Annotated in this window: 27 protein-coding genes and 1 pseudogene; all 28 read left to right on the top strand. The window is 62.6% G+C overall.

Features of this window, described 5'->3' with window-relative positions; genetic code table 11:
• Positions 1–131: 131 nt before the first annotated feature.
• Entirely contained in the window at positions 132–605 is a 474-nt protein-coding gene (locus V6765_RS14135) for a YcgN family cysteine cluster protein (RefSeq protein ID WP_448429798.1), read from the top strand.
• 316 nt (positions 606–921) lie between these two features.
• Positions 922–1404, top strand: a complete 483-nt coding sequence (locus V6765_RS14130; protein ID WP_448429796.1) for a hypothetical protein — start codon at positions 922–924, stop codon at positions 1402–1404.
• On the top strand, positions 1316–2641 hold the full coding sequence (locus V6765_RS14125) for a DNA-packaging protein (protein ID WP_448429794.1): 1326 nt from the start codon (positions 1316–1318) through the stop codon (positions 2639–2641). The genes V6765_RS14130 and V6765_RS14125 overlap by 89 nt, the downstream gene beginning before the upstream one ends.
• A gap of 60 nt (positions 2642–2701) precedes the next feature.
• Positions 2702–3019, top strand: coding sequence for a Dabb family protein (locus tag V6765_RS14120; protein ID WP_448429792.1), 318 nt, complete (start codon positions 2702–2704; stop codon positions 3017–3019).
• Between the two features lie 233 nt (positions 3020–3252).
• Positions 3253–4413, top strand: coding sequence for a phage portal protein (locus V6765_RS14115; RefSeq protein ID WP_448429790.1), 1161 nt, complete (start codon positions 3253–3255; stop codon positions 4411–4413).
• 29 nt (positions 4414–4442) lie between these two features.
• A complete protein-coding gene (locus V6765_RS14110; RefSeq protein ID WP_448429788.1) occupies positions 4443–5129 on the top strand; it encodes an HK97 family phage prohead protease in 687 nt (228 codons plus the stop codon).
• Positions 5130–5198: 69 nt separating this feature from the next.
• Positions 5199–6437 carry a phage major capsid protein gene (locus V6765_RS14105; protein WP_448429786.1) on the top strand — a complete coding sequence of 413 codons (1239 nt, stop codon included), beginning with the start codon at positions 5199–5201 and terminating at the stop codon, positions 6435–6437.
• A 142-nt stretch (positions 6438–6579) separates the two neighbouring features.
• Positions 6580–7146, top strand: coding sequence for a head-tail connector protein (locus V6765_RS14100; RefSeq protein ID WP_448429784.1), 567 nt, complete (start codon positions 6580–6582; stop codon positions 7144–7146).
• Positions 7146–7475, top strand: coding sequence for a phage head closure protein (locus V6765_RS14095; protein WP_448429782.1), 330 nt, complete (start codon positions 7146–7148; stop codon positions 7473–7475). Before V6765_RS14100 ends, V6765_RS14095 begins: the two co-directional genes overlap by 1 nt.
• Positions 7472–7879: a DUF3168 domain-containing protein gene (locus V6765_RS14090; protein WP_448429780.1), complete on the top strand. Its 408-nt coding sequence runs from the start codon at positions 7472–7474 to the stop codon at positions 7877–7879. The genes V6765_RS14095 and V6765_RS14090 overlap by 4 nt, the downstream gene beginning before the upstream one ends.
• A 34-nt stretch (positions 7880–7913) precedes the next feature.
• Entirely contained in the window at positions 7914–8324 is a 411-nt protein-coding gene (locus tag V6765_RS14085) for a phage major tail protein, TP901-1 family (RefSeq protein WP_448429778.1), read from the top strand.
• Complete coding sequence (locus tag V6765_RS14080; protein WP_448429777.1) at positions 8321–8677, top strand: gene transfer agent family protein; 357 nt, start codon at positions 8321–8323, stop codon at positions 8675–8677. The genes V6765_RS14085 and V6765_RS14080 overlap by 4 nt, the downstream gene beginning before the upstream one ends.
• Before the next feature lie 47 nt (positions 8678–8724).
• A pseudogene (locus V6765_RS14075) lies at positions 8725–8892 on the top strand (rcc01693 family protein); the annotation flags it as partial.
• A gap of 9 nt (positions 8893–8901) precedes the next feature.
• Positions 8902–9480: a phage tail tape measure protein gene (locus tag V6765_RS14070; RefSeq protein ID WP_448429775.1), complete on the top strand. Its 579-nt coding sequence runs from the start codon at positions 8902–8904 to the stop codon at positions 9478–9480.
• Between the two features lie 9 nt (positions 9481–9489).
• On the top strand, positions 9490–10119 hold the full coding sequence (locus V6765_RS14065) for a phage distal tail protein, Rcc01695 family (protein ID WP_448429773.1): 630 nt from the start codon (positions 9490–9492) through the stop codon (positions 10117–10119).
• Positions 10116–11006: a DUF2163 domain-containing protein gene (locus tag V6765_RS14060; RefSeq protein ID WP_448429771.1), complete on the top strand. Its 891-nt coding sequence runs from the start codon at positions 10116–10118 to the stop codon at positions 11004–11006. Before V6765_RS14065 ends, V6765_RS14060 begins: the two co-directional genes overlap by 4 nt.
• The gene (locus tag V6765_RS14055; protein ID WP_448429769.1) at positions 11003–11440 is read left to right on the top strand and encodes an NlpC/P60 family protein; all 438 of its coding nucleotides are present in this window, start codon (positions 11003–11005) and stop codon (positions 11438–11440) included. The genes V6765_RS14060 and V6765_RS14055 overlap by 4 nt, the downstream gene beginning before the upstream one ends.
• Before the next feature lie 9 nt (positions 11441–11449).
• Positions 11450–15289, top strand: coding sequence for a baseplate multidomain protein megatron (locus tag V6765_RS14050; protein WP_448429767.1), 3840 nt, complete (start codon positions 11450–11452; stop codon positions 15287–15289).
• Between the two features lie 16 nt (positions 15290–15305).
• Positions 15306–15512, top strand: coding sequence for a hypothetical protein (locus V6765_RS14045; protein ID WP_448429765.1), 207 nt, complete (start codon positions 15306–15308; stop codon positions 15510–15512).
• A gap of 181 nt (positions 15513–15693) precedes the next feature.
• Positions 15694–15936 carry a hypothetical protein gene (locus V6765_RS14040; protein ID WP_448429763.1) on the top strand — a complete coding sequence of 81 codons (243 nt, stop codon included), beginning with the start codon at positions 15694–15696 and terminating at the stop codon, positions 15934–15936.
• 39 nt (positions 15937–15975) lie between these two features.
• A complete protein-coding gene (locus V6765_RS14035) occupies positions 15976–16638 on the top strand; it encodes a response regulator transcription factor (protein WP_347445684.1) in 663 nt (220 codons plus the stop codon).
• Positions 16635–18014: a sensor histidine kinase gene (locus V6765_RS14030; RefSeq protein WP_448429761.1), complete on the top strand. Its 1380-nt coding sequence runs from the start codon at positions 16635–16637 to the stop codon at positions 18012–18014. The genes V6765_RS14035 and V6765_RS14030 overlap by 4 nt, the downstream gene beginning before the upstream one ends.
• A gap of 108 nt (positions 18015–18122) precedes the next feature.
• Complete coding sequence (locus tag V6765_RS14025; RefSeq protein ID WP_448429759.1) at positions 18123–18563, top strand: hypothetical protein; 441 nt, start codon at positions 18123–18125, stop codon at positions 18561–18563.
• A 93-nt stretch (positions 18564–18656) separates the two neighbouring features.
• Positions 18657–19811 carry a c-type cytochrome biogenesis protein CcmI gene (gene ccmI / locus V6765_RS14020; protein ID WP_448429757.1) on the top strand — a complete coding sequence of 385 codons (1155 nt, stop codon included), beginning with the start codon at positions 18657–18659 and terminating at the stop codon, positions 19809–19811.
• Positions 19808–20257, top strand: coding sequence for a cytochrome c maturation protein CcmE (gene ccmE / locus V6765_RS14015; protein WP_448429755.1), 450 nt, complete (start codon positions 19808–19810; stop codon positions 20255–20257). The genes ccmI and ccmE overlap by 4 nt, the downstream gene beginning before the upstream one ends.
• On the top strand, positions 20254–22248 hold the full coding sequence (locus V6765_RS14010; RefSeq protein ID WP_448429753.1) for a heme lyase CcmF/NrfE family subunit: 1995 nt from the start codon (positions 20254–20256) through the stop codon (positions 22246–22248). The genes ccmE and V6765_RS14010 overlap by 4 nt, the downstream gene beginning before the upstream one ends.
• Positions 22245–22703, top strand: coding sequence for a cytochrome c-type biogenesis protein (locus tag V6765_RS14005; RefSeq protein WP_448429751.1), 459 nt, complete (start codon positions 22245–22247; stop codon positions 22701–22703). The genes V6765_RS14010 and V6765_RS14005 overlap by 4 nt, the downstream gene beginning before the upstream one ends.
• 105 nt (positions 22704–22808) lie before the next feature.
• On the top strand, positions 22809–24347 hold the full coding sequence (locus tag V6765_RS14000) for a Do family serine endopeptidase (RefSeq protein WP_448429749.1): 1539 nt from the start codon (positions 22809–22811) through the stop codon (positions 24345–24347).
• Positions 24348–24461 lie beyond the last annotated feature (114 nt).

Genomic DNA, 24461 nt, shown 5'->3' with positions numbered 1-24461 from the left:
TTGTCGCAATTGACCGATAGTGATAAGACCTTTGTTTAAGTCAGTAATTACTTACCTGATGTCCGGCCTGATGCGGGTTGAAGCGCGACCGCGATGCGCGCATATAGGCGGTTCGGCGAAAAGGAAGACCAATGGCTGACAAGGCGGACGAACCTTTCTGGCGGGTGAAGCGGCTCGAGGAGATGGACAATCGCGAATGGGAAGCCCTTTGCGACGGTTGCGGGCTGTGCTGTCTGAACAAGCTGGAGGACTGGGAGACGGGAGAGGTGGCCTTCACCTCGGTCGCCTGCCGGCTGCTGGACGGGCATAGCTGCCAGTGCTCGGATTACGAGCACCGGCAGAAGACGGTGCCGGAATGCATTCAGCTCGACATGGAGGGCGTGCGGGAAATACCCTGGCTGCCGCCGACCTGCGCCTATCGGCTGATCCATGAGGGACGGGACCTCTACTGGTGGCATTATCTGGTTTCCGGAGACCGCGAGACGGTGCATCAGGCCGGGATTTCGGCCCGCGACAAGACCATCAGCGAGATGAAGGTGGCGGTGGAGGACTACGAGGACTACCTGATCGAATGGCCGGTTCTGACGGGAGAGAAGACGGGATGAGACCTTCCTCGCTATTACAAGATAAGAAAAAATACCTATTATAGGAAAATAATCCTTGACGGCGTGACGGTGCTTTGGTAGCTTCTGTCTACGGTCGGGAATTTGCGGGTTTGACCCCGCTTCGCCTTCCCGCCCGATTCAGCCGTCACTCAGACTGGAGCGGTTCCGCTTTTCCTCGTATCGCGGAACCGCTCTATCTTTTTGACCTTCTGCGAGTCGGTGACGGCTCCATCCGGAATTGTTGCCGCCCGGTTTCGACCGGGCTTTTTTATGGTCGAACGGCCTCTCTCGTAAGAAGGCCGGAAGGAGCTTCACTGTGGCTGACCATGAGTCATTCGATATCTCGCTATTCGGGCTGTGGCCGCGCAACCCGCGCTATGAAGGCGGGGCGGGGCGGACGGAGGCCGGCTATCACTTCATCGAGCCGAAGACCCGGCGCGGCGGCGGCGATGATGACATGCGGCTGCTCTTGAACGACCTGACGGCGGAGATGCGGGCGCAGTTCGCCTTCTTCAAGCGGCTGCGCATGCGGGCGGTGAAGCGCGGAAGCCAGGGCGATGACGGCGATGCGCGCGCCGAGGTGAAGGCGGCGACCGATGCGATCGCGCTGATCATCCGCACGCTGGAAAAGGCCGACGAGTTGCAGCGGCGGCTGGCGGCCAGCCGCATGGACGAGGAAGAGCGCCAACTGGATTTCAGGGATTACGACAATGCCAAAGCCCACTTCCTCGACCTCATCGAAAAGCGGGCCGAGGAACTGGCGGAACGGAAGCTCGCCGGACGCGAGCGGGCCGGCTGATCCGTTTCAATACGCCGCCTTCCTTGCCAAGGAGTGGCGGTTTCTGGCGCGACCGGAGCAATTGCCCCCGCCCGCCGACTGGCGGACATGGCTGCTGATGGGCGGGCGTGGCTCGGGCAAGACGCGGGCCGGTGCGGAATGGGTGCATGATCTGGCGATTGCTCAGGGTGACAAGAGCGAGTTGCGCATCGCGCTGGTGGCGGAGACGCTGGGCGATGCCCGGGAGGTGATGATCGACGGGGTTTCCGGCATCTGCCGGGTGTCGCGGCGGATGAAGCCGGATTTCGAAATCACGCGTCGGCGGCTGGTATGGCCGAACGGGGCGATGGCCTATCTGTTTTCCTCCGAGGACCCGGAGGCGCTGCGCGGGCCGCAGTTCCACTTTGCATGGTGTGATGAACTGGCGAAATGGCGCTACGGGCAGGAATGCTGGGACATGCTTCAATTCGGGCTGCGGCTCGGACAATCGCCGCGGCAGATGGTGACGACCACGCCGCGGGCGGTGCCGCTGTTGAAGCGGTTGATGGCGGAAGACGACACCGTGCTAACCCGGATATCAACGGCGGATAATCGCGCCAATCTGGCGCCCGGCTTTATCAAGGCGCTCTCCAGCCGCTATGGCGGGACGAGGCTCGGGCGGCAGGAACTGGACGGGGAGCTGATCGAGGATCGCGAGGACGCGCTGTGGCGGCGCTCCGATCTGGAGACGATCGTCGCCCGGCGGGCGACGGCGTCCGGGCGGATCGTGGTGGCGGTTGATCCGCCGGCGGGCTCGGGGCGCAATTCGGTTTGCGGCATTGTGGTTGCGGGCGGGATGGAAAACGGCGGGGCGCTGGTGCTGGCCGATTGTTCGGTCGAGGGCGGTTCGCCGGCGCAGTGGGCGCGGGCGGTGGTGGAAGCCTATCGGCGCTTCGATGCCGACCGGGTTGTGGCCGAGATCAACCAGGGCGGCGATATGGTGACGGCGATGCTGAGGAGCGTCGATGAAAGACTGCCGGTTTCGACAGTGCGCGCCAAACGCGGCAAGTTTTTGCGCGCCGAGCCGGTGGCAGCCCTTTATGAGCAGGGCCGGGTGCGCCATGCCGGGCATTTTGCGAGGCTCGTTGACCAGATGTGCGATTTCGGGCCGGACGGGTTATCTGCGGGCCGGTCTCCCGACCGGCTGGATGCGCTGGTCTGGGCGCTGACGGCGCTGCTTCTGGAGGGCGACGGGATGCCGCGCGTGCGCGGCGTATAGCGACTTGCGCGCGGGATTTGGCCGTGATAGCCGAAGCCCGAACAGCGCAAGGGTCTCGGCATGATACGACATATTGTTTTCTTCTCTGTTCCCGAAGGTGGCGATGCGGATGCGATCGAGACCGGGCTTTCGATGCTGACCGAAAACCCGCATGCGAATGTGCTGGAAATCGGGCGCAATACGCGTAGCGACCTTTATGACGAACAGGTCGATTTCGTTGTCTATGGCGAGTTCGAGGACGAGGCGGCGCTGGCGGCTTATCGGGCGCATCCGATCTATCAGAAGTCGACGGCGACGGTGCGGCCATTGCGCGAGATGCGGATGGCGGCGGATTACGATACTGAAAAGGCGGTGAAGACATCGCGTTTTGTGGGATAGTTGTTGGGGCGCCGTAGGTGGTTTGTCCCGGTAGGTTTTTCGTAGGGATAGACTCCCCCCTCACTGCCCCTTTCGGGGCATCTCTCCCCTCCGGGGCGAGAAGATTGGGGGGCTTTGCGGTTAGGCCGGCGTGATAGTCGGCGTCCGGTTGGGCGGTGTCGTTGCCGCTTCTGTATTTTTCAAAGCTCCGGTTCTCCGGGGCTTTTTTTGTTTTGAAAACAGAGAGGTGTGGCATGAAGATGCCCTTTCATCTGCCGGGACGGCGTCCGGCGGACGTGGTTTCCGCGTCCGAGAAGAAGGCAGCGCCGGTGACGCTTTCGGCGCTTTCGATCAGCGGAGAGGCGCGGTGGACGGGACGATCCTATGCCGCGCTGTCGCGCGAGGGGTTCATGAAGAACCCGGTGGCGCACCGCGCGGTGCGGCTGATTGCCGAGGCCGCGGCGGCGATGCCCTGGCAGCTTTTCGATGAAGGGGCGTTGGTTTCCGATCATCCGCTGCTTGTCCTGTTGAAGCGGCCGAATGGGCGGATGAGCGGATCGGATTTCTTCGAGGCGCTGTTCGGGCATCTGCTGCTTTCCGGCAATGCCTATGTCGAGCCGATCCTTGTCGGCGAGACGCTGCGCGAGCTGCATCTGCTGCGGCCCGACCGGGTGCGGATCATCGAAGGCCGCGACGGGTGGCCGGAAGCTTATGAATACCGGATCGGCGCGCATGTGAGCCGGTTTGTCGCAGAAGGCGACGGGCTGACGGTGCTGCATATGCGGCTGTTTCATCCGCTTGACGATCATTCAGGGCTTTCGCCGCTGGCGGCGGCGCAGATGGCGCTCGATCTGCACAATGCGTCGTCGGTCTGGAACAAGGCATTGCTCGATAATTCCGCACGGCCGTCGGGCGCGCTGGTCTATCAGCCGAAGGATGGCGGGAACCTGACCGAGGAGCAGTATGAGCGGCTGAAGCAGGAGCTGGAGGACGGCTATGCCGGGCCGGTGCGCGCCGGCCGTCCGCTGCTGCTGGAAGGCGGACTTGACTGGAAGGCGATGGGGCTGACGCCGCGCGACATGGATTTCACCGAGGCGCGCAACGGCGCGGCGCGGGATATTGCGCTCGCCATCGGGGTGCCGCCGATGATGTTGGGGATACCCGGCGACAACACCTATTCCAACTATCAGGAGGCGAACCGCGCCTTTTACCGGCTGACGGTGTTGCCATTGATTGCGAGGACTGCCGCTGCGCTGACGAACTGGCTCGCTCCGGTCTATGGCGGCGGGCTGAAGCTTGAGGTCGATCTTGACCAGGTGTCGGCCCTTTCGGCGGAACGGGATGCGTTGTGGACCCGGGTATCCAGCGCCGATTTTCTCTCCGACGAGGAGAAGCGCGAGGCCGTCGGCTACTAAAAATGGCCGGCAATTTTCAAGGAGTGGATATGGGCGAGAACACAATGCTGGCCGACGAACTGAAATATGCCGACCTGTCGCTGACCGACCTTGCGGGCGACGGTTCATTCTCGGGCTATGCGAGCCTTTTCGGCGAGATCGATCTCGGCAAGGACATGATTGAGCGCGGCGCATTTTCTCGCTCGCTGCAAAAGCGGGGCGCGGGCGGCGTGCGGATGCTGTTCCAGCACGACCCGTGCGAGCCGATCGGCACGTGGACGAAGATCCGCGAGGACGGGCGCGGGCTTTATGTCGAGGGCGTGCTTTCCGCAGATGTGGCCCGTGCCCGCGAGGTGCATGCGCTGATGAAGGCGGGCGGGCTCGACGGACTTTCGATCGGCTTCCAGACGGTGCGGGCGCGGACGGATGCGAAATCCGGCGTGCGCCGGGTCCTGGAGGCCGATCTGTGGGAGATTTCGATCGTCACTTTTCCGATGCTGCCTTCGGCGCGGATCGCGAATGTGAAGAAGGCGGGCGATATCTTTCCGACGATCAGAGAATTCGAGCGATGGCTGACGCGGGATGCCGGCCTCTCCCGAAAGGCGGCGCGCCGGTTTCTGGCCGGCGGCTATGACGCGCTTGTTGGCAGGCAGGATGCGGCCGTAAGCGCAGACGGGGCGGATGACGACCGGCTTCTCGGCCTGTTGCGGCGGGCGAGCCGGATGATGACGCCCTGACACCCACAGGCGGGCCGGTTGCCACACGCGACGCCCGCATTCCAACGACAATTGCGAGAGGACAGGATTATGACCATGTCTCAGATGAAGGTCGCGCCGGAGATCAAGAGCGCGCCGATCAATCAAGCTTTCGAAGACTTCATGTCGAGTTTCGAGGCCTTCAAGGAAGCCAATGACCGCCGGCTCGGCGAAATCGAGAGCAAGATGGGCGAAGACGCCGTGACCCGCGAGAAGGTCGACCGCATCAACCGCGCCATGGACGCCCAGTCGCGGCTGATCGACGAGATGCAGCTGAAGAAGGCGCGTCCGTCGCTCGGCCGTTCGAATGCCCTGGCGGCGAGCGAGCACAAGGCGGCGTTCGAAAACTATATCCGCCGTGGCGACGAGCAGGGGCTTCGCGCTCTTGAAGCGAAGGCGATCTCGACGACCGAGAGCGATGGCGGTTATCTGGTGCCGGATGAAACCGACACCGAAATCGGTCGCCGGCTGACGGCGGTTTCGCCGATCCGGCAACTGGCGACGGTGCGCCAGGTTTCCGGCGCGGTGCTGAAGAAGCCGTTCATCGCCTCGGGCTTTACCGCCGGATGGGTGGGCGAGATCGCCGACCGTGACCAGACAGCGACGCCGGATATTTCCGAGTTGTCGTTCCCGACGATGGAGCTTTACGCGATGCCGGCGGCCAGCGCTTCGCTGCTGGACGATGCGGCGGTGGATGTCGAGAGCTGGATTGCGAGCGAAATCGACATCGCCTTTGCCGAGCAGGAGAGTGCTGCCTTCATCAACGGCAATACGTCGACCATGCCGAAGGGTTTCCTGAGCTACACCAATGTGGCTGACAGCGCCTGGGAATGGGGCAAGATCGGCTATGTCGCCACCGGCGCGGATGGCGCGTTCAAGGCGGCCGATCCTTCCGACACGCTGATCGAGACGATCTATTCGCTGAAGGCGGCGCATCGCCAGAACGCGCATTTCGTGATGAACCGGAAGACGCAGGGCGTGATCCGCAAGTTCAAGGATGACGACGGCAATTATCTGTGGCAGCCGCCGGCCGGTCTCGGCCAGTCCGCCTCGCTCATGGGTTTCCCGGTGACCGAAGCAGAGAACATGCCGGATATCGCGACCGACGAGACGGCGATTGCCTTTGGCGATTTTGCTGCGGGTTATCTGGTGGTCGACCGCACCGGTGTTCGGGTGCTGCGCGACCCCTATTCGGCCAAGCCTTATGTGCTGTTCTACACCACCAAGCGCGTTGGCGGCGGGGTGCAGAATTTCGAGGCGATCAAGCTGATCAAGTTCGGCGAAGCGTAAGGCGGGTGGCTTCTGACGGGCAGGTCGTTTGGCCTGGATCCTCGGGTCAAGCCCGAGGATGACCCGGAAGGAGACGAGAATTGAGACAGGACAGCTCCGGCGCTTGCGTCGGGGCTTTTTCGTTGCCGGAGGAATTTTGACGATGAGCTATGCCCTGATAACGCCCCCCGCTGAAGAGCCGGTGAGCCTCAGCGAGGCCAAGGCGTTTCTGCGCCTCGATGGCAGCGAGGAAGATGATTTGGTGGCCGCGCTGATTGTGGCCGCGCGGGAATATCTGGAAAGCGTGAGTGGTCTGGCGCTGGTGACCCAGATGTGGCGGCTCTACCGCGATGCATGGCCGACGAGCGGCATGATTTCGCTGGCGCATGGGCCGGTGCAGAGCGTGGATGCGGTGACGGCGTATGATGCCGATGGCGAGGCGACCGTCGTGGCGCTCGATGGCGGACGGCTTGATGGGCGGGCGCGGCCGGCGCGGTTCTACCTTCCCGGCATGGGCGGATGGCGGGCCGGGATCAACGGCATCGAGGTGGAGTTTACGGCGGGTTTCGGGGCGGCGGTGGATGTACCGGAAGTCGCGAGACAGGCAATTCTGCGCCATGTGGCGCACATGTTCCTGTTTCGCGGCGCGATCGGGCCCGATCAGCAGCCGGCTGGAACCCCCGATGGCTATGACCGGCTGATCGCGCCGCTCAAGGCATGGAGGCTTTGATGCGCACGTTTGATCCGGGGGCGTTTTCAGCAAGGCTTCAACTGATGGCGCCGACATTCACACCGGACGGGCAGGGGGGCGCGACCGAAAGCTGGTCGGAGGTCGCAAAGCTCTGGGCGCGGGTGGAGCCGGTTTCCATCGCCTTCGATGAGGAGGCCAATGGCGAGGTTGTTCGCCTGACTCACGAAATCTGGATGCGCATGCGATCCGATTTGACGCCTGGGATGCGGTTTCAACGCGGTGGGCGGGTTTTCAAGATCAATGGGTGGCGCGATCCCGACGAGACCGGGCGCTATCTCATGTGCCGCTGTGAGGAGATTACGCCATGAGTTCAACCGAGAACGCGCTTCTTGCGGCGATCCATGCGGTGCTTTCCGGCGATGGCGAATTGACGGGGCTGATCGGCGCGGATGCGATCTTCGACCGTTTGCTGAGCCGGCCGCGACTGCCCGCCATCGTCTTCGGCGAATGCGTCACCACCGATGTTTCGACGGTGGATGGCAAGCTGTTCGAGCATGCGCTGACGATCGAAATCTGGTCGGAGGCGCATGGGCGCAAGGCATTGCAGGAGATCGAGGCGCGGGTGCGGGCGCTGCTCGACGATGCGGCGCTGTCGCTTTCTGATGCGACGCTCGTCAATCTTGCGCATCGCTCGACCAGGGTGAAGCGGGTGACGCGCACCGGGTATTTTCTCGCCGAGATGCGCTTTCGCGCGGTGACCGAACCGGCGTGAGCCGCTGATTTCCAGACAGACAACGGAGAGTTCCATGACGGCCCAGAAAGGCAAGGACCTGCTTTTGAAACTGCATAATGGCAGTGGGTATGAAACCGTCGCCGGCCTCAGGTCGCGGCGGTTGGCATTCAATGCCGAGACGGTGGACATCACCGATTCCGAAAGCGCCGGGCGATGGCGCGAGCTGCTGGCTGGCGCCGGCGTGCAGCGGGCGTCGATGACTGCGTCCGGGATATTCAAGGATCAGGCATCCGACGAGACCGTGCGTGCGGCGTTTTTCTCCGCCGCGCTGGTGGAGGCGCAGATCGTGATCCCGGGGTTTGGCACTGTGGCCGGACCGTTCCAGATTTCCGCGCTCGAATATAGCGGCCAGCATAATGGCGAGGTTCAGTTCGAGATCGCGCTGGAATCGGGCGGGGCCGTAAGCTTCGGAGCGGCGGTATGAGCCGCGGCGGCAGCCGGGCCAATCGCCATCGTGGCGAGGTGGAGGCGGTCTTTGATGGTGAGCGGCGGATATTGTGCCTGACGCTCGGAGCGCTTGCGGAGCTTGAGACGGCGTTTGCGGCGGATGGGCTTGGCGATCTGGGCAAGCGACTTGCCTCGGGCGGGCTGAAGGCGCGTGACCTGATCGCGATCATCGGCGCCGGGCTTCGCGGCGGCGGCAATGCGATCGATGACGATGAGGTGGCCGCCATGGGCATGGAAGGCGGCGTTGCGGCCTATGCAAGCCTCGTCGGCGAACTTCTGACCGTCACGTTTACGGGAGGGGAGACCTCGAAGGAGGCGGACCCTTCCTAGCCGCAGCGGCAGAGCCCCAACCTCCCGTCGCCGAACCGTTCCCCTGGCGGGCGGCGATCCATACCGGGCTCTGCACGCTGCGGCTTTCGCCGGACGCGTTCTGGGCGCTGTCGCCGATGGAATTCGCGGCGATGGCGGGTGCGTTCGCGCCGGCCGAGAGCTATCCGACGCGGGCGGCCCTCGACGATCTGATGACCCGCTTTCCCGACAGATGAGGACGTTTCATGGACATTGAAGAGACGAGTATCGATGGCGCACGCGAGAGCGCCAGCGCGCTTTACGACGTGCTGCTCGATCTGGAAACGCAATCCGACCGGTTTGCGGGCGCGCTTACCACGGCGCTGAAGGACGCAACGCTTGGCGGCAAGGGGTTGCAGACGGTGCTGGGCGATCTTGGGCGTCGGTTGAACGACCTGGCGCTGAACGCGGCACTGAAGCCGCTGGAGGGCGTGATCTCGAGCCAGATCGGATCGCTGACAGGCGGGCTGGTGGAGGCCGTGGCCCATGCCAAGGGCGGGGTGCCGGGCAGGATCACGCCCTTTGCCGCCGGCGGCATCGTTTCGACGCCGACCTATTTCGGCATGAATGGCGGCCTGGGGCTGATGGGCGAGGCTGGTAGCGAGGCGATCCTGCCGCTGAAGCGTGGGGCCGATGGCTCGCTTGGCGTAGCTGCAGGTACCGGTGGCGGGGCGCGTATCGTCTTCAATGTTTCGACGCCGGATGCGGAGAGCTTCCGCAAGAGCGAGGGGCAGATCTCGGCGATGCTGGCGCGGGCGGTGCGTTCCGGCCAGCGCAATATCTGAGGAGCGGTCATGAGCGCGAGTTTTCATGAGGTGCGGTTTCCGCTGCGCCTTTCACTCTCGGTAAGCGGCGGGCCGGTGCGGCGCACCGATATCGTCAACCTCTCCAATGGTCACGAATCGCGCAATCAGCGATGGCGGGATTCCCGGCGGTCCTACGACGCGGGCTCGGCGGTGCGTTCGGTGGCCGATCTTTATGAACTGATGGCGTTTTTCGAGGCGCGGGGCGGCCAGCTTTACGGGTTTCGCTTTCGCGATCCGGTCGATTTCAAATCCTGCGGGCCGCTTGCCGAGCCGGAAGCCGGCGATCAGTGGATAGCGACCGGAGACGGCGCGACGGCGAGCTTTCAGCTGATCAAGACCTATGGCGACGGCGCGGCGTCCTGGACCCGGACGATCCAGAAGCCGGTGGCCGACAGCGTGAAGGTCTCCGTGGATGGCGTTGCCGCATCCGGATTCTCCGTCGATGTGGCGAGCGGGATTGTGACGTTTGCGAGCCCGCCGGCGAACGGCGCCGCGATTTTCGCGGGTTATGAATTCGATGTGCCGGTGCGCTTCGATATCGATCGCATCGACATCAACATGAAGGCGTTCAATGCAGGCAGCGTGCCATCGGTGCCGCTGGTGGAGGTCAAGCCATGAGGGAGATTGAAGCGGGCCTTCTGGCCCACCTTTCCGAAGATGCAACCACGGTGTGTTCCTGCTGGAAGGTTGTGCTGAAGGACGGCACGGTCATGGGCTTTACCGAACATGACCACGATCTTCACTTCGCATCCACGACCTTTATGGCGGCGAGCGGGTTTGCGGCGACGAACATCGAAACGGAGGAGGGGCTCGCGGCCACCACCAGCGAGGTCGCGGGCGGGTTTTCCAGCGCGGCGATAACCGAGGAAGCGCTGGCGGCCGGGCAGTATGACGGGGCGCGGGTCGAGGCCTATCTGGTCAACTGGCGCAACCCGTCCGAGCACCAGCGGATGTATGTGCACGAAATCGGCGAAGTGACCCGTGAGGGCGGCGGATTTACGGCGGAGTTGCGGTCTATAACGCACCGCTTGTCCCAGCCGCAGGGGCGCAGTTTCTCGCGCCGTTGTGATGCGGCGTTGGGAGACGGAAAATGCGGGTTTAACCTGGCCACGCCGGGGTTCACGGCGACCGGGACCGTTGTCGAGGTCGATAGCGATGCGCAATTGACGGTATCGGTCGGCGGAGAATTCGCCGCGGGTTTCTTTTCGTTTGGCGTTCTGTCGTTCGAGAGCGGGGCGCTTGCCGGCACGAAAGCGGATATCGAGACCAATCAGGGGGCGGGCGGGGCGATGCGGCTGGAGCTTTGGCTACCGCTGGAGGCGGCGCCGGAGATCGGCGATGCGGTGCGGCTGACGGCGGGCTGCGACAAGTCGTTTTCCACCTGCCGGGCGAAGTTCGGCAACCATGTCAATTTCCGGGGTTTCCCCCATATGCCGGGCGCGGACTTCGCCTATTCCTACGTGAATGGCGAGAGCGAGCATGACGGCCGGGCGCTTTACAAATGACGGCGCTTGGCGAAGCGGCCGTGGCAGCGGCCGAAAAATGGCTCGGGACGCCCTATCGCCACCAGGCGAGCGAATGCGGCCAGGGGTGCGATTGTCTCGGGCTGATACGCGGCGTCTGGCAGGAGCTCTATGGTTCCGCACCCGAGCCGGCAGCACCCTATGCCGCCGATTGGGCAGAGCGGAGCAGCGAGGAACGGCTGCTTGAGGCCGCGCTTCGCTATTGCGGGCCGGCGATCACGATTGGCGCGATGCAGCCGGGCGATATTCTTCTGTTTCGCTGGCGGGCGCAGTTTTCGGCCAAACATGCCGGTATTCTGTGTGGTCCAGACCATTTCATACATGCCTATGAGCAGGCGGGCGTGATCCGCTCCGCCCTTGTTCCCGCATGGCGGCGCAAGGTCGCAGGCGTCTTCCGCTTTCCCGATCGAGATTGAGGTTTCAGCATGGCAACTATCGTGTTTCAGGCGGCCGGCGCCGTGTTCGGCGGGCTGCTCGGCCCGTTCGGCGCGGTGGCCGGCCGGGCGATCGGCGCTCTTGCCGGCAATGCGCTGGACGGCCTTATCTTTTCCGGCGGGCAAAAGGTAAAGGGTAGCCATCTTTCAAGCGCACGGATTGGCGGCGCGGAGGAAGGTGCTGCGATACCCAGGGTTTACGGCACGTCGCGCATCGGCGGAACGCTGATCTGGGCAACGCGGTTCGAAGAGGAAGTCACCGAGGAACGCACCGGCGGTAAGGCCGCGGGCTCGACGGTCGAGAGCTTTGCCTATTTCGGTAACTTTGCCTATGGCCTCTGCGAGGGACCGGTGGCGGCGATCCGGCGTGTTTGGGCGGACGGTCGCGAACTCGATCTCGCCAATATTGAGATGCGGTTTTACCCCGGCTCGGACAGCCAGTTGCCCGATCCGCTGATCGAGGCGAAGCAGGGGGCCGGCAATGCTCCGGCCTATCGCGGGCTTTGCTATGTCGTGTTCGAGCGCCTGCCTCTGGACACGTTCGGCAACCGGATACCGGTGATCCAGTTCGAGGTGCTGAAACCGACAGGTTCGCTGGAAAGCCAGATCCGGGCGCTTGCGATCATTCCGGGGGCGACCGAGCACGGGCTTTGTCCGTTTCCAGTGACCGAGGCGCTGGGCAGCGGCCAGCAGCGGATCATGAACCGGAACACGCTGACGCGGGCGACCGACTGGGAAGCCTCGATCGACGAGTTGATGGCGCTGTGCCCCAATCTGGAGCGAGTGGCGCTGGTGGTGGCATGGTTTGGCTCTGACCTGAGGGCCGGAGAATGCCGGATCGAACCGGGCGTGGAAACGCCGTTCCGCAAGGAAGAGAGCACGCCCTGGCGGGTATCGGGCATTGGGCGCGGGCAGGCTCATATCGTTTCCACGCATGATGGCGGCCCGGCTTATGGCGGCACGCCCAATGACGAAGGGCTGATCGCAGCGATCGCCGATCTGAGGGCGCGCGGCATCGAAGTCTATCTCTATCCATTTCTGATGATGGACGTGCCGGCGGGCAACGGTCTGCCCGATCCGCATGGCGGCTCCGAGCAGCCGCGTTACCCCTGGCGGGGACGGATAAGCTGTCACCCCGCACCGGGCCGACCCGGCACTACCGACCGCAGCGCTTCGGCCCGTGCCCAGGTGGAAGCGTTCCTGGGGACGGCGGAGAACCATCAGTTCAACACCTTTGGCGGCGGGGTGAATTTTACCGGCGATGACAAGGGTTATCGCCGGTTCATTCTGCATTACGCGCATCTGGCGCGTGCCGCAGGCGGCGTGGACGGCTTTATTATCGGCTCCGAGATGCGGGGGCTGACCTCCGTGCGTGACGGGAGCGATGCCTTTCCCTTTGTGGAAGGGCTGATCGCGCTTGCGGCCGATGTGCGCTCTGTCCTGGGCCTCAGGGGGCGGGTGACTTATGCCGCCGACTGGAGTGAGTATTTCGGCTACCATCCCGCCGATGGCAGCGGCGATGTCTATTTCAATCTCGACACGCTATGGGCGAACCACAATATCGCTGCGGTCAGCATCGACAACTACATGCCGATTTCGGACTGGCGCGACAGCGATCTGGGCGCTGAAAACCCGGATGGCTTCAGGGTCGCGAACGATCCGGATGGCTTTTGGGGACAGGTCGCCGGCGGCGAAGGCTATGATTGGTACTATGCCAGCGATGCGGATCGGGCGGCACGTGTGCGAACGCCGATCACCGACGGTCTATCCGGCAAGCCCTGGGTCTATCGCTACAAGGACATCCAGAACTGGTGGGCGAACCCGCATTATAATCGCGTCGGCGGGGTGGAATCGCCGACGCCGACGGCCTGGGTGCCCATGTCGAAGCCGATCTGGTTTTCCGAGCTTGGGTGCGCCGCCGTCGACAAGGGGGCCGGGCAGCCGAATGTGTTTGCCGATCCGAAATCGGCGGAATCGGCGTTTCCCTATTTTTCGAGCGGACAGCGTTCCGATGCAGAGCAGCGCCGGTTTCTGGAGACGCAGCTTTCTCGGTTTGAAACAGTGGAGACGCCAGTCGACTTCGGGCATATTTTCCTCTGGTGCTGGGATATCAGACCCTATCCCGGCTTCCCGCAGAATTCCGATCTGTGGACCGACGGCGCCAACTGGACGACCGGTCACTGGCTGAACGGACGGCTGGGGGCGACGACGCTTGCCCACACGGTGCGCGCGCTTTTGGCCGATCACGGTTTTCACGATTGCGACGTGCGGCTTCTGAACGGCGACCTGACGGGCTATCAGCAGGCCGATATCGACAGTGCCCGCAATTTGATCGAGCCGCTGCTTTCGCTGTATTCCGCCGATACCATCGAACACGGCGGCGTTTTGCAGTTCCGCTCCCGGCTCAGGGCGAGCCTGCCGCCGGCGACGATCGACGTGACGGCGGAGCGCGAGGATGCCGGGCGCTTCAGGGAAACACGCAGCCATGAGAGTGATCTCGCCGGCGAGGCGGTGGTGTCATACTTCGACCCCTTCACAGATTATGAGCAGGCGAATGTGCGTTCCAGCCGCGTTGTCGCGGTCAATGACCGGGTGTTGCGCTATGCGCTGCCCACGGTGCTGCCGGAAACCACGGCGCTTTCGCTCGCGGGCGACATGCTGCGGGAGAACCGGATTGCGGTGCGCACGCTCTCGATCGATCTTTCTCCGCAAGCGCGTGGCCTGGAAGTCGGCGATGTCGTGCGCATCAACGACGGGCCGGCTGGCCGGTTCATGGTCACGCGCGCCGAGCTTGGCGAGACCCTGAAGATCGAGGCGCGCTCTTTTGCGCCGCTTGCTGGCGCGCGGTTTCTGCCGGTGGATCGGGGCCGGGTTCACGAAGATGCGTCCGACGGGTTTGCGCCGCGCGTGGTCTTTCTGGATCTTGCCCGCGACGGCGGCGGCGCGCCGGAGAGCTTTGCGCGTATCGCTGCGTTTGCGAGGCCATGGCGTCGCATCTTCGTTTCCTCGTCCGCCACCACGGAAGGCTATGGAGCCAATGTGGTGATCGAGAGGCCGGCAGGAACCGCGCGTCTGGCCGACACGCTGTCGCCTGGCGTGAGCGGCCGGTTTGACTTCTCCGAGGATCTGGTCGTGGACCTCGATTTTGGCGGCCTTTCCTCGGCTTCGAAAGACGCTGTGCTGAGCGGCGCCAACCGGATCGCGGTTCGCGCCGAGAATGGCGTTTTCGAGATTATCGGTTTTCTCGATGCCGTCGAGATAGCTGCGGGGCGCTGGCGGCTCGCCGGCCTGTTACGGGGGCTGCACGGGACCGAAGACGCCATGATGGCCGGGGCCTTGGCCGGCAATGACGCGGTTGTTCTGGGTGACGCGGTGATCCCTGTCGGCCTGAGCGCGCGCCACATCGGTCTTGCGCGCAATTACGTGATCGAGACCGCCTATGGGCAGCAGGATCCGAAGGGGCCTTACGTCTTCGCCGGCGGATTGCGGGCGGAGACGCCGCTTGCGCCGGTTCATCTGCGCGCGCGCCGGATGGCCTCCGGGGACATCCATTTCAGCTGGATCAGGCGATCGCGGCTCGACGCGGATGACTGGGCGGCAGCCGAGATACCGCTGGACGAGGATATCGAGCGCTACCGGCTCGAGCTGTTCGACGGGGCGACAATGGTGCGGCGTATCGAGATGGGCGTTCCGGAATTCGTGTACGCGGCGAGCGATCAGGCCGACGACTTCGGGACGCTGGCCGGCGCGATGACGGTCAGGCTTTGCCAGCTCGGACGCAAGGTGCCGCTCGGCATCCCGCTGACCGCAGAAATAAACCTTCCCAACTGACAGAAAGGAAAATGCTATGGATGTGAAAAAATGGTATCTCTCCAAGACCGTTTGGGGCGCTCTGCTGGCGGTTGCCGCGCCGCTGCTGCAGCTTGGCGGCATCTATATCGATGACGGCACGCAGAGCGAACTGGCGGCTTCGATTACCACGATCGCAGGTGCAGCGGGCGGGATGCTCGCGCTGTTCGGGCGGATTGCGGCGAAGTCGTCGCTAACCCGTTAGCTTGAAACCATCATCTTTACACAGGACTGGCCGGAGCTTCGGGTTCCGGCCAGGACGCCATTTTCGATTTTTCTGAAATTAAGATTGCAAGCGTTTCGACGGGGCTATTCATTTGGAGTTCAGCCACGTATCTTTATAAGGACTTGCGAATGGTGCGCAGGATGGCGAAGAAGAAGATTTGATGTCGTTGAAACCTCTATATATTCTGGTGCTGACCGGCTTGTTGCTGGGCGGAAACAGTGGAACGGCCGGCGCCGCCAGCTGCGCAAACGCCGCGCGCCAGGTCGCGGCCAGCACGGGCGGCGATCTGCTTTCCGCTCTGCCCGCGCCGGACGATCCGAATATGTGTCTGATAACGGTGATCGTTCCGGCAAGCGACGGCAGCCCACCGCGCAAGATCACCCGCCGCGTGCCGGCAAGCTGATTTTTCTCGGGCCGGCGCCTGCAAAAGCGGATAACTGAAATGCGAATTCTGCTGATCGAAGATGATGAGAACTTGAACCGCCAGCTTGCCCAGATGCTGCGGGATTCAGACTATGTGGTCGACTGCGCCTATGACGGCGAGGAAGGCCATTTCCTGGGCGATACCGAACCTTATGACGCGGTCATACTCGATATCGGTCTGCCCCAGATGGATGGCGTGACCGTGCTCGACAAATGGCGGCAGGCCGGTCGCAACATGCCGGTTCTGATCCTGACGGCGCGCGATCGCTGGAGCGACAAGGTGGCCGGGATCGATGCCGGCGCCGATGACTATGTCACCAAGCCGTTTCACATCGAAGAAGTGATGGCCCGCATCAGGGCGCTGATCCGTCGCGCCGCCGGTCATGCAGCGGCGACGATCACCTGCGGCCCGATCGAACTTGACGTCAAGGCCTCCAAGGCCACGCTCGACGGTGAGATACTGAGGCTTACCTCGCACGAATACCGGTTGCTGTCCTACCTGATGCATCATCAGGGCGAGGTTGTCTCGCGGACGGAGCTGACCGAACATCTTTATGATCAGGATTTCGATCGTGATTCCAACACGATCGAGGTTTTTGTTGGCAGACTTCGCAAGAAAATCGGAGCTGACTGGATCGAGACGGTGCGCGGCCTCGGCTATCGCATGCAGGCGCCGGGATGAGGTTTGCGAATTCCCTCACCCTGCGTTCGCTGGCTCTGACGACCGTATGGTTTGCGATCGCGCTTCTTGTGATCGCGATCGTGATTTCAGCTCTTTATCGCAATGCCGCGGAGCGCGGCTTCCGGCAGCTTCTGCAAGCCGAAATGTTCAATGTGATCAATTCGGTATCGATTGATGATGAGGGCGAACTCAAGGGATCGCCGCAGCTTGGCAATCTGAACTATCAGCAACCCCAGACCGGATGGTACTGGGTTGTCGATCCGCTTTACGACAAATCCAAAAAGTCGCTGCAATCGCCCTCTCTCGGCGCGCAAGACCTGCCGGTTACCCCTGAGAGCGAAGTTCCCTATGACGGCAATTATCGCCGCACCTATATCGTTCGCGACGACAACAATAATGACCTGGCGGTGATCGAAACCGTTGTCGTGATGGATGAGAAGGACCGGGCAACCCGGATCCGGGTGTCGGGCAATCGCGATGCGGTTGACAATGACGTACGCTGGTTTTCGCAGCGGCTCTACATAGCGCTCGCCCTTTTCGGGATTGCGAGCATTCTCCTTAATGGCCTCATCATTTTGTGGGCACTGCGCCCGCTCGACCGGGCGCGTGTGGCCTTGCGCCATATTTCCGAGGAGGGCGAGGGCGAGATGCGCGGGCAGTTTCCGGTGGAGATTCAACCGCTTGCCGATGAAATCAATGCCTTGCTGGCAAACAACAGGGCAATCGTCGAGCGGGCGCGGATGCAGGTCGGCAATCTCGCGCACTCACTGAAGACGCCGATTGCCGTGCTTTTGAACGAGGCCCAGGGCATGGCCGAGAAGGAAGGCAAGCTCATCGCTTCGCAAGTGGTGATGATGCAGGCCCAGGTTCAGGCCTATCTGAACCGGGCGCGCATCGCCGCGCAGACGGAATCGGTTCTCACGCGCTGTGAGGCGGAACCTGTGCTTGAACGGCTTGTGCGGGTGATGCGGCGGCTGAACCCGGAGAAATCCTTCGTGCTGACATGTGAGCCGGGACTTCTTCTGGCAACCGAGCAGCACGACCTTGAGGAGGTCGTCGGCAACCTTCTGGAAAATGCGGCTCGATTCGCCGAGAGCGAAGTGCATGTAAGCGCGCAAAGCCGGGCGGATTCCGCTGAGCCTGGAGACTGGGCCGAGATCATCGTGAAGGACGACGGGCCGGGCCTGACACCCGATGAAATCCGAAGGGCAATGAAGCGCGGCAACAGGCTGGACGAGAGCGGGGCGGGCTCCGGCCTTGGCTTATCGATCGTTGATGATATCGTGCAGGCCTATGGCGGTCGTTTCGAGCTGACCGGACTTGAGGGGGCTGGACTGCACGCGCGCGTTGTTCTTCCGGCCAAAAGCAGGAAATAGTTGATCGCGACCCCGCATGCGAATTATGGCCACATTCTGTGCTTAGCGACGAAATAGTGGGAGCGCTGTGGATCGGGGAACCATTCTTTCTGCTCAACGCTTTCTCTGATGACGCAAAACAATATGACGGGAAAACTCGTGATACGAAATTGGCAATTGATTGCTGTCGTTCTCATGATCTCAGGCTGTTCGGCAACCGGCGGCGGTGGAGCGGCGGTCGCTCCTCAGCCCGTGGCGGCGCAGGCAGCTGCACAGTCGGCGGCTCTGAATGGCGGGTTGGTGCAGCGCGCCGGCATTACATTGTCTTCTTTCGATCAAGCCAAGGCGCTGCAGGCCGAGCAATACGCCCTGGCGGCGGCGCCGGCGGGGGAAGCCGTCAACTGGCAAGGACAGGGCGCGCGCGGCTCTGTGACCGCGGCAAGCCCCTATCAGGTCGGCGATCAGAATTGCCGGCAATACACGCAGCGCATTGTGGCCGACGGTCGTGAATTTGTCGGCCGAGGGGCCGCCTGCCGCGAAGCTGCCGGTTCGTGGAGCCTGCTCGATTAACACAGCGGCCTCTTGCGGGATGGCCAGCCGAAGTGCGACGTTTTGAGGCAGGTTCGCCGCCTGATGTTTTGAACTGTTGGAATTTTCGCGGTGGTGGCGTACGAAGACGACATGATATTCGCGCTTGCCGCCATTGTCCTGACGCTTGCCGCGGCTTTTGCGGTTGCCGTACCGTTGTTCCGGCGGGACGCGCCGACAGATGCGGTCGCCGCCGGGCCGGACCCGGTCTATCGTTCCCAACTGAAAGAACTAGATCGGGAACGGCGAGACGGCCTTATCGACGAGAATGCCTATCTTTCGTCCCGTGCGGAAATCGGGCGAAGGCTGATGGCCTCGGAAGCGAAGGCGGCGGACAGAGCCACCGCGCTGCGGGGCGTTGCTTCGCGCGATCGCATCGCAACGGCGGCATGCGTATTTGCTGCGCTGATTGTGGCGGGCGTTGCCTATCCCCTCCTGGGCGCGCCCGGCGCGAAGGACTATCCGTTGTCGGCCCGCCTAAATTCGGAAAATCCGGAGCTTGCTGTCCTTGTCGCGCAGGTCGAACGCCATCTTGCGCAAAATCCCGACGATGGCCGGGGATGGGACGTGATCGCGCCGGTCTATTTACGCGAAAACAGGCTTGATCGCGCTTATGAAGCCTATGCCAATGCCATAAGGATTTCCGGCCCGAGCCCGGAGCGACTTATGGGGCTCGGCGAGACGCTTGTGTCGCTCGAATCGGGTTTCGTCAATGACGAGGCGCTTGAGGCGTTTCGTGAGGCCGAGGCATTGTCGCCGGACAATGTCAGGGCCGGATATTATATTGCGCTGGCGGATGAGCAGGCCGGGGACCACCAGGCCGCGCTCGAGCGATTCGACGCCTTGCTGGAAAAAATGACGGAGAACGCCACCGGACGCGACGTGATCGAGCGGCACATCGCCTTTAATCGAGGTCGGTTGGCGCAGACGGGCGCGCCGGCGTTCGGGCCCGATCAGCAGGACATCGACGCGGCGGCCTCGCTGTCGCCGCAGCAGCGTGCCGAAATGGTGGAAGGCATGGTCTCGGGGCTGGCGCAACGCCTTGAACAGGAGCCCGACGATATTGAAGGCTGGATGCGGTTGATCCGCTCCTACGCGGTGCTGGGTCGGGAGGATGATGCCAACGCGGCGTACGATGCCGCGCTGGCCTATTTCGGGGCGGAGAGCCCTGCCGGCCAGCGGCTTGAGCAGCTTGCGACGGAACTTGCGCTTTCGGGAGGAAGATCATGACGCGCAAGCAAAAAAGGCTCGCTGTCATCGGCGGCGGGGTGGCTTTCATCGCGATCGCGGTTCTGCTGGTGCTTTTTGCGCTGAGCCGCAGCGTCTCCTATTTTTTCATGCCATCTGATTTTGCCGAAAATCCCGTCAGTTCCGAAACGCGGATAAGGCTTGGCGGGCTCGTCGAGGACGGTTCGGTCCGGGGCGCGGAAGGGGCGGGTGTTGCCTTTGCCGTTACCGACGGCAATTCTTCCGTTGAGGTGCGCTACGCGGGCATTCTGCCTGACCTTTTCCGCGAAGGGCAGGGCGTGGTGACCGAGGGGCGGATGGGACCGGACGGGATTTTCCGCGCCGACACCGTGCTTGCCAAACATGACGAGAACTACATGCCCAAGGAAGTCGCCGACCGTCTGAAGGCCGAGGGCGTGTGGGAAGGCGAGGAGGGCGGCACACCTTGATCGTTGAACTCGGACTCTATGCGCTGATCCTCGCTCTGGCAGTCTCCGTTCTGACGGCGACGCTGCCGCTTGTGGGCGCGCGGACGCAGAACATGGCCTTGATGGGCATTGCGCGCAGCGGCTCGCTGACCCTTTTCGCGCTGGTGGCATTGTCGTTCGCCATTCTGATCAGGAGTTATCTTCTCTCCGATTTTTCCGTGCGCAATGTATGGGAAAATTCGCATTCGCTGATGCCGCTGATCTACAAGTTTTCGGGCGTATGGGGCAATCACGAGGGCTCCATGCTGCTGTGGCTCCTGATCCTGACGTTTTTCAGCGCGCTGGTGGCGGCCTTCGGGCGCAATCTGCCCGCCGATCTACGAGCCAATGTACTTGCCATCCAGGCCCTGATCGCCATGGCTTTCATCCTTTTCATTCTTCTCACTTCCAATCCGTTCAGCCGCATCTTCCCCGTTCCCGCAGAGGGTCGGGAACTCAATCCGATCTTGCAGGATATCGGCCTCGCCATTCATCCGCCGCTTCTCTATCTGGGCTATGTCGGCTTTTCGGTCTGTTTCTCGTTCTCGGTCGCGGCGCTTGTCAGCGGGCGGATCGATTCGGCCTGGGCGCTTTGGGTGCGACCATGGGCGCTGCTTGCATGGCTGTTTCTGACCGCCGGCATCGCGATGGGCTCCTACTGGGCCTATTACGAACTGGGCTGGGGCGGATGGTGGTTCTGGGATCCGGTGGAAAATGCATCCTTCATGCCTTGGCTGGCGGGCACGGCACTGCTGCATTCGGCTCTCGTCATGGAGAAGCGCGAGGCGCTGAAAATCTGGACCGTGCTCCTGTCGATCCTCACATTTTCGCTTTCGCTTCTCGGGACGTTTCTCGTTCGCTCCGGCGTGCTCACCTCGGTCCACGCCTTTGCGACGGACCCGACCCGCGGCGTTTTCATTCTGGCCATTCTTGCGTTCTTCATTGGCGGCGCGCTTACTCTCTTTGCCTTGAGGGTGCCGCTCCTGAAGGCCGGAGGCCTGTTTTCGCCGATCTCGCGGGAAGGCGCTCTGGTCTTCAACAATCTGATTCTGACTGTCGCCGCCGGCACGGTGCTGATCGGAACGCTCTATCCGCTGTTTCTGGAGACGCTGACCGGCGAGAAAATCTCGGTAGGACCGCCCTTCTTCAACCTGACCTTCGGGTTGTTGATGATCCCGTTGCTGCTGGCCGTACCCTTCGGGCCGATGCTTTCGTGGAAAAGAGGAGACCTGAAGGCTGCGTCGGAGCGTCTCATGGTGGCGGCGATCCTGGCGCTGATCTTCGCCGCGGTCTTCGTTTACTTCCATGAAGGCGGACCGGTTCTGGCCGTGCCCGGGATTGCAATTGCCTTCTGGCTTATCTTTGGAGCGCTGTCGGATATCTGGACCCGCTCAGGGTTTGTCCGTCTGCCTTTTTCGAAGTCATGGCCGCGTTTCAAGGGACTGCCGCGCTCGGCCTTCGGCGCGGCGCTTGCGCATTTCGGCCTCGGCGTGAGCGTGTTGGGCATACTGGCGGTTTCGCTTTACGAAACGGAAGCCGTGCTGGAGATGACGCCAGGTTCCGAGGTCGCCCTGAGCGGCTATACGGTCACCTTTGAGGGTGTCGAGACCGTGCGCGGTCCCAATTACACCGACGAACGCGGAACATTTGCGATCAGCGCGAACGGGAGGGCATCCGGCGTGGTGCACTCGGCCAAACGGCTCTACCCTTCAAGCAATACGCCGACGACCGAGGCGGGCATCAGGACGTTCGGTCCCAGCCAGCTTTATATTTCGCTTGGCGACCCGCGTCAGGATGGAGCCTGGGTCGTGCGGGTGTGGTGGAAGCCATTCATCTTGTGCATTTGGCTTGGATTCGTGCTGATGGCTGTCGGCGGGGTTGTCTCGCTTTCCGATCGGCGTTTGCGGATTGGCGCTCCGGCGCTGAGCAAGAAAAGAACGCAGCCAGCGCAAGCCCTGGGGGCCGCTGAATGATTCGGCTTGTTGTCTTGGTTTTCGCCGTGCTGCTCCCGATCGCTGCGGCCGCCGTCGAGCCGGATGAGATGCTGAGCGATCCTGCGCTTGAGGCGCGGGCGCGAGAGATTTCCGCGGAGCTTCGCTGCATGGTCTGCCAGAACCAGTCCATTGATGATTCCAATGCCGACCTCGCCCGCGATCTGCGCCTTCTGGTGCGAAGCAGGCTGGAAGCCGGCGACAGTGATGACGAGGTCATCGATTATGTCGTTTCGCGCTATGGCGAGTTTGTTCTGCTGAAGCCCCGCTTTTCGCCGCATACCTGGCTTCTATGGGGCGCGCCGGCCCTTCTCATCCTGTTGGGCGCCATCGGTTTGTGGCGGCTTGCGGCCGCTCGCCGCGGTGCTGACAGACCGCTCTCCCGCCAGGAGGAGGAGCGGCTGGAGAAGATTTTGTCCGAGACGGACGACCATTAACAAACCGTCATCTGGCGGACAGTGTTTTGTAAGGTCTCAGCTTTTATAGTCCCTCTATTCGATATGAAATCATTCAACCATCGACACCAGAGGAAAAGCAGACCTATGTTCCAGCAGCCCACCGGACCAAACAAGTTCAGGTCACTCTTGAAAGCCTCGGCAGCTGCAGGCGTCGCAGCCGTGCTGTTTTCCGCCGGCGCTACCCTGACGGTGACGGAAGCGCTTGCCGACCCCGTCCATGTTCAGGCTCCGGAAGTCCCGGGATTTGCCGATGTCGTCGAAGCGGTCTCGCCCGCGGTTGTCTCCGTGGTCGTTGAAAGCAACGTCCAGCCCGTCGCCCAGCAGGATGGCAGCTTCGGTTTCGGCTTTGGCGGGCGCGGTTTCGACAATCTTCCCGATGATCACCCCCTCAAGCGCTTCTTCCATGATTTCGGCGCGCCGAACGAGCCCACACCGCCGCCGCAGCCGCGCAAGGGCGGTCCGCGTCCGGTTGCGCAAGGCTCAGGCTTCTTCGTCTCCGAGGACGGCTACCTTGTCACCAACAACCATGTTGTGCGCGAAGGCGACGCATTCTCGGTGCGCATGGATGATGGCACTGAGTATGATGCGAAGCTGATCGGCACGGACCCCCGCACAGACCTCGCCGTGCTCAAGGTCGATGCCGATCGCGAGTTCACTTACGTGAAGTTCGCGGACGACAAGAATCTGCGGGTCGGCGATTGGGTCGTTGCAGTGGGCAACCCGTTCGGTCTTGGCGGCACGGTTACGTCGGGCATCGTTTCGGCGCTTGGCCGCGATATCGCCTCCGGTCCCTACGACGATTACATCCAGGTGGATGCTGCGGTGAACCACGGCAACTCCGGCGGCCCGACATTTGACCTCAGCGGTGAAGTCGTTGGCGTCAACACCGCGATCTTCTCACCTTCCGGCGGCAATGTCGGCATTGCCTTCGCTATCCCTGCGCACCTGGCCCAGGACGTCGTTGTCGACCTCATCAATGATGGCGTGGTCGAGCGCGGATGGCTCGGCGTTCGTATCCAGCCCGTCACCGAGGACATCGCCGAATCGATCGGACTTGCGAAACCGGAAGGCGCGCTCATCTCGGAGCCGACCAGTGACAGCCCCGGCGCCAAGGCGGGTCTGAAGCAGGGCGACGTGATTACCGCGGTGAATGGCGACGTGATCGAGGATGCCCGTTCGCTTTCGCGTATGATCGGCATGATGGAACCGGGCGACGAAGTCGAACTTTCGGTCTGGCGTGACGGAAAGTCCCAGACGATCGATGTCAAGCTCGGTGAATTCCCGACTGAGGATGAAATCGCCGCAGCCGATGGCCTTAGCGGGCCGACGGAAAGCTCGCTGATGACCCAGCTCGGCATCGAGGTTCGCCCGGCCGATGACGGCAAGGGCGTGACGGTCACGGCAGTGGACCCGAACTCCGACGCCGCGACCAAGGGCCTGGCAACGGGACAGAAGATCCTGAGCGTCAACAACAAGGACGTCAGCTCGGCCGCGGATATTCTGAAACAGGTCAAGGATGCCGCCGATCAGGGCCGCAAGCAGGCGCTGTTCCAGGTAGAGACCGAAAATGGCAGCATGTTCACCGCGCTGCCCACGGAAACCGACGCCGAAGACGCCGGCTGATTCCCCATCAGCATTGGAGGAGGCGCATCGCGGAAGCATGCGCCTTTTCCGTTTCAGGAGACCTCAGATGCTTTCTAAAGAGCCGGTTGAGCCTGCTTGTCACACCGAGGCCGA

Source organism: Martelella sp. FOR1707 (genome assembly GCF_053484265.1).
This window is presented reverse-complemented; position numbering and strand designations above follow the sequence as displayed.

What these genes read in the sequence shown, in the direction of transcription:
- V6765_RS14135 (WP_448429798.1), top strand. Translation starts at nt 132, where the DNA reads ATGGCTGACAAGGCGGACGAACCTTTCTGGCGGGTGAAGCGGCTCGAG.
- V6765_RS14125 (WP_448429794.1), top strand. Translation starts at nt 1,316, where the DNA reads ATGCCAAAGCCCACTTCCTCGACCTCATCGAAAAGCGGGCCGAGGAAC.
- V6765_RS14120 (WP_448429792.1), top strand. Translation starts at nt 2,702, where the DNA reads ATGATACGACATATTGTTTTCTTCTCTGTTCCCGAAGGTGGCGATGCG.
- V6765_RS14115 (WP_448429790.1), top strand. Translation starts at nt 3,253, where the DNA reads ATGAAGATGCCCTTTCATCTGCCGGGACGGCGTCCGGCGGACGTGGTT.
- V6765_RS14110 (WP_448429788.1), top strand. Translation starts at nt 4,443, where the DNA reads ATGGGCGAGAACACAATGCTGGCCGACGAACTGAAATATGCCGACCTG.
- V6765_RS14105 (WP_448429786.1), top strand. Translation starts at nt 5,199, where the DNA reads ATGACCATGTCTCAGATGAAGGTCGCGCCGGAGATCAAGAGCGCGCCG.
- V6765_RS14100 (WP_448429784.1), top strand. Translation starts at nt 6,580, where the DNA reads ATGAGCTATGCCCTGATAACGCCCCCCGCTGAAGAGCCGGTGAGCCTC.
- V6765_RS14095 (WP_448429782.1), top strand. Translation starts at nt 7,146, where the DNA reads ATGCGCACGTTTGATCCGGGGGCGTTTTCAGCAAGGCTTCAACTGATG.
- V6765_RS14090 (WP_448429780.1), top strand. Translation starts at nt 7,472, where the DNA reads ATGAGTTCAACCGAGAACGCGCTTCTTGCGGCGATCCATGCGGTGCTT.
- V6765_RS14085 (WP_448429778.1), top strand. Translation starts at nt 7,914, where the DNA reads ATGACGGCCCAGAAAGGCAAGGACCTGCTTTTGAAACTGCATAATGGC.
- V6765_RS14080 (WP_448429777.1), top strand. Translation starts at nt 8,321, where the DNA reads ATGAGCCGCGGCGGCAGCCGGGCCAATCGCCATCGTGGCGAGGTGGAG.
- V6765_RS14070 (WP_448429775.1), top strand. Translation starts at nt 8,902, where the DNA reads ATGGACATTGAAGAGACGAGTATCGATGGCGCACGCGAGAGCGCCAGC.
- V6765_RS14065 (WP_448429773.1), top strand. Translation starts at nt 9,490, where the DNA reads ATGAGCGCGAGTTTTCATGAGGTGCGGTTTCCGCTGCGCCTTTCACTC.
- V6765_RS14060 (WP_448429771.1), top strand. Translation starts at nt 10,116, where the DNA reads ATGAGGGAGATTGAAGCGGGCCTTCTGGCCCACCTTTCCGAAGATGCA.
- V6765_RS14055 (WP_448429769.1), top strand. Translation starts at nt 11,003, where the DNA reads ATGACGGCGCTTGGCGAAGCGGCCGTGGCAGCGGCCGAAAAATGGCTC.
- V6765_RS14050 (WP_448429767.1), top strand. Translation starts at nt 11,450, where the DNA reads ATGGCAACTATCGTGTTTCAGGCGGCCGGCGCCGTGTTCGGCGGGCTG.
- V6765_RS14045 (WP_448429765.1), top strand. Translation starts at nt 15,306, where the DNA reads ATGGATGTGAAAAAATGGTATCTCTCCAAGACCGTTTGGGGCGCTCTG.
- V6765_RS14040 (WP_448429763.1), top strand. Translation starts at nt 15,694, where the DNA reads ATGTCGTTGAAACCTCTATATATTCTGGTGCTGACCGGCTTGTTGCTG.
- V6765_RS14035 (WP_347445684.1), top strand. Translation starts at nt 15,976, where the DNA reads ATGCGAATTCTGCTGATCGAAGATGATGAGAACTTGAACCGCCAGCTT.
- V6765_RS14030 (WP_448429761.1), top strand. Translation starts at nt 16,635, where the DNA reads ATGAGGTTTGCGAATTCCCTCACCCTGCGTTCGCTGGCTCTGACGACC.
- V6765_RS14025 (WP_448429759.1), top strand. Translation starts at nt 18,123, where the DNA reads ATGACGCAAAACAATATGACGGGAAAACTCGTGATACGAAATTGGCAA.
- ccmE (WP_448429755.1), top strand. Translation starts at nt 19,808, where the DNA reads ATGACGCGCAAGCAAAAAAGGCTCGCTGTCATCGGCGGCGGGGTGGCT.
- V6765_RS14005 (WP_448429751.1), top strand. Translation starts at nt 22,245, where the DNA reads ATGATTCGGCTTGTTGTCTTGGTTTTCGCCGTGCTGCTCCCGATCGCT.
- V6765_RS14000 (WP_448429749.1), top strand. Translation starts at nt 22,809, where the DNA reads ATGTTCCAGCAGCCCACCGGACCAAACAAGTTCAGGTCACTCTTGAAA.